A 12,773-nucleotide genomic window follows, 5' to 3' on the forward strand; every position below is an offset into this window, starting at 1 on the left:
AACCCGGTTTTTGAGGAGAGAGAGGCAAACAGGGAAGATGAAAAAATTGGCAATAGCGCTTGGCTCAATCCTGCTGGCGGGCTGCACCGAGGCCGGGTTAAAGCTCGCCAATCTGCCGGCAAAATTCAGCGCTACGGAAACCCATAAGAATCTTGCCTATGGGCCTGACGAGGCACACAAGCTGGATGTTTACGTGCCAGAGGAGGCCAGCGAAGATGCGTTACCCGTGGTGCTGTTTTTCTACGGTGGCCGCTGGACCAATGGCTCTCGCGAGATGTACCCCTTTGTCGCGGAGTCGTTCGTAGACGAGGGATATGTCGCTGTTATTGCCGATTACAGCAAGTATCCGCGGGTGCGGTTTCCTGCCTTTGTTGAGGATGGTGCGGCGGCTCTCGCCTGGGTTTACAACAATATCGAACGGTACGGCGGTAATCCCGAGCAGATCTACCTGTCAGGACACTCGTCCGGTGCGCATATCGGCGCGCTTTTGGTGGCTGATGATCAGTACATGCAGGCGCAGGGCTTAGAGCCGGACATCATCAGTGCCTTTGCCGGGCTTGCCGGCCCCTATGACTTCGAGCCTGATGCCGAAGACCTTAAGGATATGTTCGGCCCGCCCGACAATTATCCGCAGATGCAGGTCACCACCTTTATCGACGGTGATGAACCGCCCATGCTGTTGATGTGGGGCGACGCGGATTCCACGGTCTGGCGACGTAACCTGGATCTGCTGGAGCAGAAAATACGCGCTCAGAATGGTCAGGTGGAGACGCGTATCTACCCGGGTATCGATCATGTGGGTATTGTCGCCAGCCTGACCTGGTTTTATCAGAACCGGCGCCCCGTACTAGGTGATATGGTCTCCTTCTTCCGGCAGCACTGAATGCTTTATCGACGCCACTGTTGAGCCTGAGCAGTCATACGGCTGCCGCCGCTTTCCTCAGCAGCTAAGCTGACAATGAATGGGGTAAAGAGCGGAGGAGCCGAGATGAGCGTTAAAGCGGCCGGCAGCCAATCGACCAACACCATGAAAGCCATGGTGCTGGATGCACCGGGCATGGCGTTGCAGCAAAAGCGCCTGCCGATCCCTGTGCCCGGGCCGAACCAGGTGCGCGTGCGGGTCAGCGCCTGCGGCGTCTGCCGTACCGATCTGCACGTTGTCGATGGTGACCTTCCGGATATTCCCTCAGGTATCGTGCCGGGCCACGAGGTAGTCGGGTATATAGACCAACTTGGTGATGGAGTATCCGGTTTCAGTAAGGGCGAACGTGTAGGCATTCCCTGGCTTGGGCATACCTGCGGCGTCTGTCCTTATTGCACCAGCAATCAGGAAAACCTCTGCGATGCTCCCAGTTTTACTGGCTACACCCTCAATGGTGGTTACGCCGAATACTGCGTGGCTGACGCTCATTATGTTTTTTCACTGCCTGAACAGTACGACGATCTGCATGCCGCGCCGCTGCTCTGCGCTGGCCTGATCGGCTACCGTTCCTGGGCGATGGTCCAGGACGCCAGACATTTGGGGCTATATGGCTTTGGCGCTGCGGCGCATGTTATCGCCCAGGTGGCGATCGCCAGAGGCGCGAAGGTCTATGCCTTCTCACGCCCGGGAGATAGCCAGGCTCAGGCGTTTGCTCAGGAGTTGGGGGCTTGCTGGGTAGGCGATTCCGATTGCCTGCCGCCGCAGGCGCTGGATGCGGCCATCATCTTTGCCCCGGTGGGTGCGCTGGTGCCTCAGGCGTTGAGAGCGGTGCGCAAGGGCGCAACGGTGGTCTGTGCGGGGATTCATATGTCGGAGATTCCCGCCTTCCCCTACAGTATTCTCTGGGAGGAACGGCAGGTGCGTTCGGTGGCCAACCTGACCCGCGCTGATGGCGAGGCGTTTATGGCACTGGCTCAGGATATAGCGATAGAGACCAGCGTGACCCGGTACGATCTGGTCGATGCGAACCGGGCCCTGTCTGATCTGCGGGAAGGGCGCCTGAGCGGCGCCGCGGTGCTGGTCCCCTGAACCTGCACGCTTCCCGCTGCAGCGGCTTATAGTGCGGTGATAACGTCCATCACCAGTTTGCCGTCGACCTTCACCGGGCCATCTTCCTTGGCGCCCAGGGTGTATTCAAAGATGCCGGTTTTCATGCCGCCGGTTTCGCCGTGGAGCATCAGCATCAGTTTGTCGCCGGATTTAACCTCTTCTGTAAGAATGGCGGCCACATCCATATTCTCACCCTTTTTCAGCGGTGCATGGCCAACCACCGGACCCGGCTTATTGGCTTCGCCGGTGCGATGAACCACCAGCCAGCCGTTGCTTTCAGCGGTGATTTTTTCGGCCGAAACGGTGCCGCCCGACACATCCTGATCCTCTGCCCAGACGCCAAGCTTCATATGATCCTGAGCAAAAGCACTGCCGGCGATAAGGCTGGTGGCGAGCGCTGCGGTTTTTATCATCTGCTTATTCATGCTGTAGCTCCCTTGCGGTTAGGTCCGGCCCTGTCTGACAGGGCTCAGCTTGAGTTAATCCGTGAACAGCCGTCTTGGTCTGGTTCAGGATGTCTATAGCTACGCGGGAGTTCGGCAAAGGTTTCAGAAAAAGATAAAAATTTTTTGTGTGGGGCTGATGGCGCTGGTTTCAGTCATAGAGAGAAGAGGCCAGACGGATTCAATCGCCTGGCCTTTGCAGCTGTCAGAGCGATTGCTGCCCAGGGTTGGCCGGGTAGAGGAAGCCGTGAATGGCGGGCCCCGTTGGTTGCCCGGTGGGTGAGCCGCCTTCAGGTTCCAGGCTGATCCCGAAGGTCGCCTGTTTCAGCAGAGCCGGGTCGTATTGTTCCAGGCTGGTGCCATCGATCTCCATGCGGGCGTTAAGTACACCCACCGACCTGGGTTTTGGACCCAGCGGGTCGGCCTTGATCCACAACTGGTAGGATCTGCCGGGGATCGCCTCGGCGGTCACCGGGGTGATACTCAGGCTGCGGCTCTGCAGATCGACGCTGAGCATAAACGCGGGTTGCTGGTCGTCATGCTGAAACACGGCGACAAAGGATTGCGGCGCGAGCTCAGGGGTGGGTTTGTTCAGCAGCAGGATGCACAGTAGTACCGATGCGGCAGAGGCGAGGGCAGTGCTCCATTGCCAGCGCCTCAGGCGTAATTTAAGTGCAGCAAACTGCGCTTCGGCGGCCGCAGTCTCGCCCGGCCAATGCTGGGTGGACTCCAGTTCATCCAGGCGCTGTTCGATACGGGAGAACAGGTTGGGCCCCGGTTTGATCTCATCGATCTCATTGCCGAGCGGCGCAAGGCGGTTTTCCCAGGCCTGGATCAGCTGGTCGAGCTCCGGCTCTCGCTCGCGCCGGCGTTTCACATCAGCGCGTGCTTCTGGCTCCAGCGTACCGAGCACGAACTCTGCGGCCAGCATGTCGAGATCGTCGTGATCGCTCATCAGCTCATACACCCTTTTAACTGTTTCAACGCCCGGTGCAGCCAGGTTTTAATGGTATTCACCGGCTGCTCGAACCGTTCCGCCAACTCGATACGGGAGAGGCCATCAAGATAAGCCAGGCGAACCAGGTCGGCGCGGCCATCTTCAAGCTGCTTGAGGCAGTGCAGCAGTTGCTCCTGCTCTCGACTCTGCGCCAGTTTCTGCTCGCCGTCTGGAAAGTGGCCGGGCAGTTGATCGATCATCTCGTCAGCGTCGTTGGCAGCGGCTGGTTCTCGCCGGAGCTGGTCGATGGCGGTGTTGCGTGCCAGTGTCACCAGCCAAGTGATCGGCGAGGCTTTGCCCGCATCAAAGCTGCCCGCTTTCTGCCAGACCTTGATGTAAGCCTCCTGCAGCACCTCTTCGCTCCAGCGCTCATTTTTCAAGATACGCAAAACCGTACCATAAAGTTTCGCCGAGGTTGCGGCGTAAAGCTGGGCGAAGGCCTGGCGGTCTTTGCCGGCGCAACGTTCGAGCATTTCGGTCAGAGAGGGCGTTCGATCGGATTCGCGCATCGGCAGGTCCGGTTCCAGTTTGGGCGGGAAGGATGTTTGGCCAGTTGTACGCAAAGAATAGCCGATAGACCACCTTCAGATGCGATTCGTGCTTCTTTGACCCCCCCAAGGAGCAACTGGTGCTTGGGGAGACTTTGCTCCAGAATTTGGCGTCAGCCAGATCAGTGACCAACAGCCAGGACCGAATTTGCAATGAGCAACTCAATAGAACAGCTAGCCGACTTAACCGATTTTTTTATGGAGATTGATGCACTGAAAAGCGTCGAGAGGCGCTCCTATATCGGCGGCGGTGCGCGGCTGGAAAACTCAGCGGAGCACTCCTGGCATCTGGCGATGGCGTGCTGGACGCTGGCGCGTCGCTTTGATCTGCCGGTATCGGAAGAGAAACTGATCAAGCTGGCATTGGTGCATGATCTGGGAGAGATCGATGCCGGCGATACCTTCCTTTATGCCAAGGAGCGCAGCGATGCGCATCAGCAGGAACGTCGGTGTGTCGCGCGGCTGGCTGCACACGATGGCAACAATATCGATGAGCTGAACGAGCTCTGGGAGGAGCAGGAGACAGGCTCCAGCCTGGAAACCCGTTTGTTGAAGGTGGCTGATCGTCTGCTACCGTTTCTGCTAAACGTGAAAAACGAGGGTAGAACCTGGCGGGATCTGGGAGTCAGTCGATCTCAGGTGTTGGCGGCTCATGCATTTATTGCCGATGAGTTTGAGCCGATTCATGCCTGGATGCTCGCCCAGATCGACAACGCCGTGGCCAGGGGCTGGCTGAAACCGGACTAACAGTCGATCTGCCGACCGCGTTTAAAATTCCTTGGCTTTCCCTCGGGCTAAGGCAAAACCGACCAGGGTCAGGCTGCGTATACAGGGACAAGGTAATTCGGTCTTTCTGTCAAAGGAGTGCGCTCATGGCCCCTGTTCTCTATGTGCTTTTTATTCTCGCGGTAGCGCCTGTTTTTCTGGCTGGGATCGCCGTGCGTTGCCGACTCAAACAGTTCGGCAGCATCGATAATAATCACCCACGTTTGCAGCAAGGCCAGCTGGAAGGGGTGGGCGCGCGGGCGATGGCGGCGCAACAGAACGCATGGGAAGCTGCCATCGTGTTCGTTACCACGGTGTTTATTGCCTTCGCCGCGGGTGTATCCCTACAGGCCCTGACCTTGCCGGCACTGCTCTATCTGCTGTTTCGCGTGTTGCACGCTGCCTTTTATCTGATGAATCTGGCAACGCTGCGCAGTCTGGTGTTCTGCGGCGGGCTCTTCACCTGTGTCTATATTGTTGGTCTTGCAGCGGTTACCGCCTAAAGGCCAGAGCGGGGTGATAAGCCGACTATAAAAAACTGGGCCAACATGGCAGAATGAGCGCCGCATTTTTTACGTTAGTTCGGTTGCTACTCCCTTTTATTCATTTGCCCGCTAGTTTCGCCGTCGAGGTTGTGCCCTGTATGTGTCTGTTTATCCGACGTTTTTTTCGGGTTGTCCCGGTTGTTATGATGCCCCTTCTGCTGTCCGCCTGTGTTACCGATGGCTTTATCAAGCAGGAAGACGCCGCGACTGAAGCAGCCTACGATATGGGCTTTCACGATGGTCGCCACAGTGGCCTGCAGGGCGCCGATGAGCTCTCACCCGCGTTGATCAAGGATCTTGGCCGTTACGCCGATGATGAGGCATACCGCCAGGGTTGGAATGCTGGTGAAGCGGAGGGCCTGCGTATCCGTAAGCAGCTGGCTTCTTTGCGCCAGGAAAAACGTGTTGATGCGGGCAAGCCCAAGCGCCAAAACCGTCCGATTCCCGATATCTCCAAGCCGGAAGAGGAGGTGCTGGAAACCAATCCTCTGCAGCCGCGAGACTCATCCAGCATCAAATTCTGATCGTTTAGATCCCGATACAAGCGCCGTTCAGGAGGCAGGAGCCGATTTTCGAGTCTAGAGTTAGGGTGTCGAATATAAGAGAGAGACGCCATGCTACTCAAAGGTTCCTGCCACTGCGGCGCAGTGCACTTCAGTGTTGAATCCCCTCACCCTTATCCGTACAACCTCTGTTACTGCTCTATCTGCCGCAAGACGGCGGGCGGTGGCGGCTTTGCTATCAATCTGGGGGCGCTAGCCGAATCCCTGGAGGTAGAGGGCTCGGAAAACCTGAGCATCTATCACGCCCGCATCAACGATGAGAAAAGTAACGCCGAGCGTCACTTCTGTGCCACCTGTGGCAGCGCACTCTGGGTCTATGACAGCCGCTGGCCGGAGCTGATCCATCCCTTTGCTTCCGCCATCGATACCGAGCTGCCGGTGCCGCCGCAGCGCACTCATTTGATGCTGGCCAGCAAAGCCAGCTGGGTGCCGGTCGATGCCGACGAAGACGACCAGTGTTTTGAGGAGTATCCGGAGGAGAGCCTGGCCCAGTGGCATGAGCGTAACGGACTGGTAAGCTGAGTCTTGACCGCTCTGCCAATCGAAATATCGACGGTCGGGGCTGGCTGGTGCTTGGTGTAAAAGAAGACCGCGCCCCACTCATTTGCGGGGCGCGGTCTTTTTTTCGATCTGAATCGTGCCTGTTGCGCAGGCACTATCTCTACAGTTACAGACGGAACTGTTTGACCTGACGATCCAGCTGGTGTGAGAGCTCCTGCAACTGACGGCTGGACTCGGACAGCTGGTCGGCAATCTGGGTGGTCTCGGCGGTGAGCATGCTGATCTCCTCGACACTCTGGTTCATGTCGTTCACCACCATCGACTGCTCTTCCGTGGCGGTGGCCACCTGAATGTTCATTTCGCTGATACTGCTGATATGGCGGACGATTCGGTCCAGCGCCGCGGTGGTTTCAGTCGACTGTTCCGCCACCGTATTGCTCTGGTCGCGGCTTTCATTGGTCGCCCGCACTGACAGACTGGTTTGCTGGTGCAGTTTGGCGATCATGGTCTGGATCTCATCGGCCGATGCGGCGGAGCGGCTGGCCAGGTTGCGAACCTCGTCGGCAACCACCGCAAAGCCGCGGCCCTGGTCGCCGGCACGTGCCGCCTCGATGGCAGCGTTCAGTGCCAGCAGGTTGGTCTGTTCGGAGATGGCGCGGATGGTTTCCAGAATGCTGCCAATCGCTTCCGCCTCAGTGGCGAGAGAACCGATCTGGGTGCTGACGCCGGCAAGTTCGGTTGAGAGTGCCCTGACGTTATCACGGGCGCGGTTGATGATCTCACTGCTGCTGTTAGCCTCGGTATTGGCATCCTGAGCCGCATTCGCTGCGTCAGATGCATTGCCGGCGATGCTTTCCACGGCGCTACCAAGCTCGGTGATCGCCGCAGCAATCTGGGTCGAGCGGTCGTTTTCACGCATGCAGTTATTGAGGGTCTGCTGCGCCCGCATCGCCACGTCGGCGGCGGTGCTGGCCAGGAGCTGGGAATTATCAGCCACGGAGCTAAGGGTGTCGTTCATGCGCTGGGTGAAGGTATCGAAGTCGCTGCCGATATCCGCCAGCTCGTCGCGGCCGGTCAGTCCAACCCGTTGTGACAGATCCAGGTTGGTCACAGCCTGGTTGATGTGAGACTTCAACGTCTTAACCCGGTTGTTAAGACGAATAAGAATGATAGCGGCAAGGACGACAGAGATCAGCAACGCAGCACCGATCAGCATAATCAGGGTATTGCGGCTGCTGACATAGTTATGTTCGCTGTGGTTGTAGATGTCGTGGGCGTTAGCGAGCTGCTTGTCGAGCAGATCGTTCACCTGTTTGCGCATGTCGCCATAGCTTCTCGCATAATCCTGCTGATAAAGACGGTGTGCTTCCGACATGCGACCCTGCTCTAGCGCGTCGAGCATCGGACTCAGCGTATTGGTCCGCACACGGTTAAACAGCTCGAGCAGCTTCTGAAGCTCCGCTCGGTCGCCCGGGTTTACCTGAGCATCGCGGGCGTCAGTCAGTGACTGAACCATCGCCGGGATATCTTCCTCCCGAGTTTCTCTGATCCGCGTGACCAACCCCTTTTCATCTTTAAGATCGTCGATGCTTTGCAGCAGCATCATATCGATGCCTACGCGCATACGCGGGATTCGCGATGCCACTTCTGCCAGGGCGCGCATTGGATTGCTGGTGTTTTGTGACAGCAGCAGGGTGTCTTGCTGCAGTGCCTGCAGGCTGCGAAGGCCTCCCCAGCCGATAAGAATCAGCGTCAGGCAGGGTACGAGAACAGCGGTGGTGAACTGGGCTTTAAGGCTAAGCTTCCCTAGCATCGGGTTTTCCTTGGCTATGGTGTCTGTGGGACTGCGTGTCGCAACGTGAGAATATTTACTGCCTTATCAAAAGGTTGCCCTGGAAACAGGAAAAATCTCACACAGTTGGGGTTATCGGCCAGTGCTCCCGGTTGGTTGAGCGGTAATTACAGCCGTAGCAAAAAATGTATGTTGCGTATCTGTGAAGAGTAGCAGCGATCTTTGGCGGCGAGATGGCAACATGGCGGTGGTAGCGATTTTCGGTCTACGCTGAGGGTAATGTCTGCAAGTCTTGGCAAATAAGGATGAAGGCGATGTCGATGATGGATAGGTCTGGCGCGAAAATGCTGGGGGCTATGGCGCTCTTTACCAGCATTACGCTTAGCGGCGCTGCCAATGTGAGAGCAGAAGCGATCCTTGAAGGTGATCGCAGCGTCCCGGTGGAGGCGCGCAACGGCATGGTGGTGACCAGTCACTACCTCGCCACCGATGAGGCGCTTCGCGTGCTGGAAGAGGGCGGTAACGCAATAGATGCCGCCGTCACGGCGGCGTTTGCGCTGGCGGTAACCCAGCCTCGCTCCGGCAATATCGGGGGCGGCGGCTTTATGCTGGTCTCCTCGGAGGAAAGCGGTGAGGTCAACGCCATCGATTATCGTGAGACCGCGCCGGCCGCGGCCAGTCGCGATATGTACCTGGATGAAAACGGCGAGGTGGTTACCGATCGCAGCCGCTTTACTCATAAAGCAGCGGGTGTGCCGGGAACCGTGGCCGGTCTGGCGCTGGCGCTGGATAAGTACGGCACCATCAGCCTGAAAGAAGCGCTGGCGCCTGCCATCAAACTGGCGGACGAGGGATTTGTGATTCCACCCCGTTTTGCCCAGGGGATAGAGTCTCAGGCGGAACGTCTGAAGCAGTTTGAATCCAGTCGCACGGTGTTCTTCAAGCAGGATGGCAGCCTCTATCAAGCGGGCGAGCTTTTTGTGCAGAAGGATCTGGCGGCGACACTCAAGCGTATTGCCGAGCAGGGTGTGAAAGGCTTTTACGAAGGCGAAACTGCCGACCTGATCGTGGCCGAGATGCAGCGCGGCGGCGGCCTGACCACCCATGAAGATCTGAAAAACTACCAGCCGGTGATCCGCAAGCCGGTGCACGGCAACTACCGCGGCTACGATATCTACTCCATGAGCCCGCCCAGCTCCGGCGGTACCCATATCGTGCAGATCCTGAATATCCTTGAAGGATTCCCGATCAGCGACAGCGGATTGAACTCGGCGAAAACCATCCATCTGATGGCCGAAGCGATGAAGCGCGCCTATGCGGATCGTTCCGAGTACCTGGGGGATACCGACTTTGTCGATGTGCCGTTGAAGGGGCTGACCTCCACGGATTATGCCGCCAGCCTGCGGCAGCAGATCGACCCGGAGCAAGCCACGCCCAGCGTAGAGATCAAACCCGGCAATCCGGCACCCTATGAAAGCAACGAGACCACTCATTTCTCCATCGTCGACAAGTACGGCAACGCAGTATCGAACACCTACACCATCAACTTCAGCTACGGTTCCCACATTGTGGTGGATGGTGCCGGTTTCCTGCTCAACAATGAGATGGACGACTTCAGCGCCAAGCCCGGTGTGCCCAACGCCTATGGGCTGATTGGCGGTGAGGCCAACAAGATCGAGCCAAACAAGCGGATGCTCAGCTCCATGTCGCCCACCATCGTGAAGAAGGAGGGGAAAAACTTTATCGTCACCGGCAGCCCTGGCGGTTCGCGCATTATCACCACGACCCTGCAGGTGCTGATGAACGTGATCGACCATAACCTGAATATTCAGGCAGCGGTGAATGCACCGCGTATCCATCACCAGTGGGTGCCGGACGAGATCCGTATTGAGCAGGGGATCAGCCCCGATACCATCAAGCTGCTCGAGGGCATGGGCCATACGGTCGTGCAGAAAACGGCAATGGGGGCGATTCAGTCGATCATGGTCGGTGAGGATGGCACCTTTTATGGCGGCGCCGACCCGCGTCGCAGCACCTCTTCCGCCAAGGGATACTGAGCTGCGACCTCTTTCAGCGTCAGCCCTGTCTTAAAGACGGTTGGTAGCCGCCGGGGACACCGGCGGTAACCACCGCGACCGCATCGTGGGCATGCAGGCTCTCCTGATGCTCCACCCTGATCCAGAAATCCTTCACCTCGTCTCGCTGGGAAAGCGCTTGGCTGATGCGGCGTGCGGCATCCTCACAGAACATCAGGTTGCTGCCGTTCAAACGGGCGAACGCCTGTTCGTCCTCCCGTTTGACCGCCGTCTGCACCGGTGTGCCCAGCGCGCCTTCCACTGCGGCTATCAGTGACTCGATCTCAAAGGCTGGGGCGTCTTCTTTAAGAGCCAGCTTAAGCTTCGCCCAGGAGCGCTGGCTGTGTGGCGTCGCCAGGGAGCCATTTGTTAGTAGCCATTCCCTGACTTCCTCCAGCGTCATCCTGGCCCGGTCGGCAAAGTCCGAGTCCAGTGCCTCGACAAGCAGTTGGCGGGATAAAGAGGCGGAGCAGGGGCAGGTGCTGGAGTAGGGGATTGCCAGTTCCAGCTCGATCAGCAGATCGTCTTGTAGCCTGGCATGAATGGCGGCTGGATACTCCTTCCAGCCACTGTTTTCGCTTTTCAGTGCAGGGCGCCGCGACAGGTAGGGAAACTGTACGGAAAGGCCTGCGGCATGGCTGATATCCCTGTGGGTCTCCAGTTGCTGCCAGAGAAAGCTGCTCAATACCGCGGGGGACAGCGGTGTGGATTCCGCCAGCTGCTCCAGCAGCAGATAGAGCCGCGACATATGGATCCCTTTCACCTCCGGGCGGGCGATATCGACATGAATATCCGCCTTGCCCTGCAGCGGCAGAGAACCGCGTTCGGCTTCCATAATCTGCAGAGGCAGAGCCATACCGGACATGCCGACCCAGTCCAGCCGGCTACTGATACCGGCTTTGGCGGAGGATGCGATATCGGGAAGATGATTTGGTGTGATGCTGAGGCTGTTCATCCTGAATCTCTTGGACGGTTGAATTAATAGTTATGTTATAAAATAACATTTAATTCTTTTGTCCGCAGTAGATCGATCATTCGCTTGTCCACCAGAGCGGAGGGCTCTGCGTGCACTTTAAGTTGCTATTCGCGCATACGCTGGCGATTCAGGCTTTGCGTCCAGGGATCAGTCGCAGCGCGGCGATACCGCAGAAAATGAAAGCGATCAGGGCGACCAGCCGCCAGAAAAGGTAGTCGACGAGATTGGTGGAGAAACGCTCCGCTGTATCCAGGTCCTGCTGTAGCCTGGGTAGCAATAGTTGTAACTGGCTGGCCAGTTGGCTCGATGCGCTCACCAGTTCCAGCGCATCGGCAGAAAAGTCTTTATCGGCATCCGGTGTAGAGGAAAATTGCGTATCGATCCGTGCCATCAATCCGTCCAGGTTAATCAGTGCCTCGTTGGTCATCGAGGCCAGGTTGGCCGACGCGTTGATCAGCTCCAGGGAGGAGGGCAGTATCTCTTTTACCTGGCCGCTGCTGTCCGAAACAGAGCTGAATATCTGGGCCCTTTCCTGGGCGATCCGCTCAAATAGATAGTCGATAGCGCGTTTGCGCTCGGCACTCAGGTTTTCGAACAGATTGCGTTCCACCTGGGCGAGATGATCAGGGTAGGAGGCCAGTGTGACCTGAAAGGCGTTGAGTGTCTGTTGCAGCTCGTCAAACTGCGCAAGGGTTTCCTGAACTTCCGGCGTTGCCAGTATACGGTAAGCCGAGAGTTCGGCCTGCTCCCCGGCAATGTAAGTTAGCCGGCCGGTGTACCACAGGGCTCGCTCTGCAAAGAGCAGCGCTTCGTCAATGGCTGATACGGCATTGTTGATCTCTTTCAGCAGGCCTACGGCGGCATCCCGTTGTTGTTTCTGAGGCATGCCACGGGCATCCGCAAACTCATCGAAGCGAATCAATTCAACGACAAGGCGGTCAGGGTTTTCTTCAAGCCAGGCATCGATAAGGCGGCGCAGGGTAGCCTGCTGATCCGGGGACAGTAGTCTTGATGAGCGTTGCCAGAGACCACGTTCCGTGTTTTTCAGCTGGGCCAGGGCATCGCGACCGCGCTCTTCTCCCCAGATGTTGGGAATCCAGTAGTTTTCGAAGGTTTCGCGCTGCAGAGTCACCAGCACTAGCATGTCGAGTAGTCCAATATCGGGGTTGCGGCCAGCGGCTATCTCGGTGGCGGCGCCGAAACTGTTGCGCATGAATGACTGGATCAGTACGCGCTCATTGCTGGTTTGGGCCTTGGGCCGCAGGTGCAGGAAGGCAACTTCGGAGACGGATGAAACGTATTCGTCAGCCATGGACATCACCAGTGACTGCAGACCCAGCATATCCATATCGGTCGTGGCGGAGATCTCATCGCTGGCACTTAGCTGCGCCCCAGGGTTGGGGCGCGGAGATGTCAGATTAAGGCTTGTACAGCCGGTCAGAAGGACAACGGCAAGCAGCAGGCTAGCCGCCTGTTTCCGAGTGATGCAGGATAACGCCAGTCTCATCTCAGGGCTCCGCGGTGACGCTAACGACG

Annotated in this window: 13 protein-coding genes; 7 read left to right on the plus strand and 6 right to left on the minus strand. The window is 57.7% G+C overall.

Features of this window, described 5'->3' with window-relative positions:
- Positions 1-37: 37 nt before the first annotated feature.
- Together CLV83_RS01495 and CLV83_RS01500 are read left to right on the plus strand one after the other, a co-directional pair.
- Positions 38-883, plus strand: a complete 846-nt coding sequence (locus CLV83_RS01495; RefSeq protein WP_132286513.1) for an alpha/beta hydrolase — start codon at positions 38-40, stop codon at positions 881-883.
- Between the two features lie 105 nt (positions 884-988).
- Entirely contained in the window at positions 989-2,011 is a 1,023-nt protein-coding gene (locus CLV83_RS01500; protein ID WP_243642255.1) for a zinc-dependent alcohol dehydrogenase family protein, read from the plus strand.
- A 26-nt stretch (positions 2,012-2,037) separates the two neighbouring features.
- Here CLV83_RS01500 and CLV83_RS01505 read toward each other — a convergent pair whose 3' ends face one another.
- The 3 genes from CLV83_RS01505 to CLV83_RS01515 all read right to left on the minus strand — a co-directional run bounded on the left by CLV83_RS01505 (position 2,038) and on the right by CLV83_RS01515 (position 3,981).
- Complete coding sequence (locus tag CLV83_RS01505; RefSeq protein WP_207894668.1) at positions 2,038-2,457, minus strand: DUF7282 domain-containing protein; 420 nt, start codon at positions 2,455-2,457, stop codon at positions 2,038-2,040.
- A 223-nt stretch (positions 2,458-2,680) separates the two neighbouring features.
- Positions 2,681-3,430 (minus strand): anti-sigma factor, encoded by a 750-nt coding sequence (locus CLV83_RS01510; protein ID WP_132286516.1) that lies wholly within the window; start codon positions 3,428-3,430, stop codon positions 2,681-2,683.
- Positions 3,430-3,981, minus strand: coding sequence for a sigma-70 family RNA polymerase sigma factor (locus CLV83_RS01515; protein ID WP_132286519.1), 552 nt, complete (start codon positions 3,979-3,981; stop codon positions 3,430-3,432). Before CLV83_RS01515 ends, CLV83_RS01510 begins: the two co-directional genes overlap by 1 nt.
- Positions 3,982-4,173: 192 nt before the next feature.
- Between CLV83_RS01515 and CLV83_RS01520 the strand changes: the two genes are divergently transcribed.
- The 4 genes from CLV83_RS01520 to CLV83_RS01535 all read left to right on the plus strand — a co-directional run bounded on the left by CLV83_RS01520 (position 4,174) and on the right by CLV83_RS01535 (position 6,415).
- The gene (locus CLV83_RS01520; protein ID WP_132286522.1) at positions 4,174-4,767 is read left to right on the plus strand and encodes an HD domain-containing protein; all 594 of its coding nucleotides are present in this window, start codon (positions 4,174-4,176) and stop codon (positions 4,765-4,767) included.
- A 125-nt stretch (positions 4,768-4,892) separates the two neighbouring features.
- Complete coding sequence (locus CLV83_RS01525) at positions 4,893-5,288, plus strand: MAPEG family protein (RefSeq protein WP_132286525.1); 396 nt, start codon at positions 4,893-4,895, stop codon at positions 5,286-5,288.
- Positions 5,289-5,476: 188 nt separating this feature from the next.
- Positions 5,477-5,854, plus strand: a complete 378-nt coding sequence (locus CLV83_RS01530) for a hypothetical protein (protein ID WP_132286528.1) — start codon at positions 5,477-5,479, stop codon at positions 5,852-5,854.
- Positions 5,855-5,944: 90 nt separating this feature from the next.
- Positions 5,945-6,415, plus strand: coding sequence for a GFA family protein (locus CLV83_RS01535; RefSeq protein WP_132286531.1), 471 nt, complete (start codon positions 5,945-5,947; stop codon positions 6,413-6,415).
- Positions 6,416-6,560: 145 nt separating this feature from the next.
- On the opposite strand, the gene CLV83_RS01540 is transcribed toward CLV83_RS01535, so the two are convergent.
- The gene (locus tag CLV83_RS01540; protein WP_132286534.1) at positions 6,561-8,207 is read right to left on the minus strand and encodes a methyl-accepting chemotaxis protein; all 1,647 of its coding nucleotides are present in this window, start codon (positions 8,205-8,207) and stop codon (positions 6,561-6,563) included.
- Between the two features lie 293 nt (positions 8,208-8,500).
- Here CLV83_RS01540 and ggt point away from each other — a divergent pair, with 293 nt between their 5' ends.
- On the plus strand, positions 8,501-10,243 hold the full coding sequence (gene ggt, locus CLV83_RS01545) for a gamma-glutamyltransferase (RefSeq protein ID WP_424399116.1): 1,743 nt from the start codon (positions 8,501-8,503) through the stop codon (positions 10,241-10,243).
- Between the two features lie 19 nt (positions 10,244-10,262).
- Here ggt and folE2 read toward each other — a convergent pair whose 3' ends face one another.
- Together folE2 and CLV83_RS01555 are read right to left on the minus strand one after the other, a co-directional pair.
- The gene (gene folE2, locus CLV83_RS01550; protein WP_132286540.1) at positions 10,263-11,216 is read right to left on the minus strand and encodes a GTP cyclohydrolase FolE2; all 954 of its coding nucleotides are present in this window, start codon (positions 11,214-11,216) and stop codon (positions 10,263-10,265) included.
- A 148-nt stretch (positions 11,217-11,364) separates the two neighbouring features.
- Complete coding sequence (locus tag CLV83_RS01555; protein ID WP_132286543.1) at positions 11,365-12,744, minus strand: hypothetical protein; 1,380 nt, start codon at positions 12,742-12,744, stop codon at positions 11,365-11,367.
- Between the last annotated feature and the right edge of the window lie 29 nt (positions 12,745-12,773).

Source organism: Marinobacterium mangrovicola (assembly GCF_004339595.1).
GTDB classification, from domain to species: Bacteria; Pseudomonadota; Gammaproteobacteria; order Pseudomonadales; family Balneatricaceae; genus Marinobacterium_D; species Marinobacterium_D mangrovicola.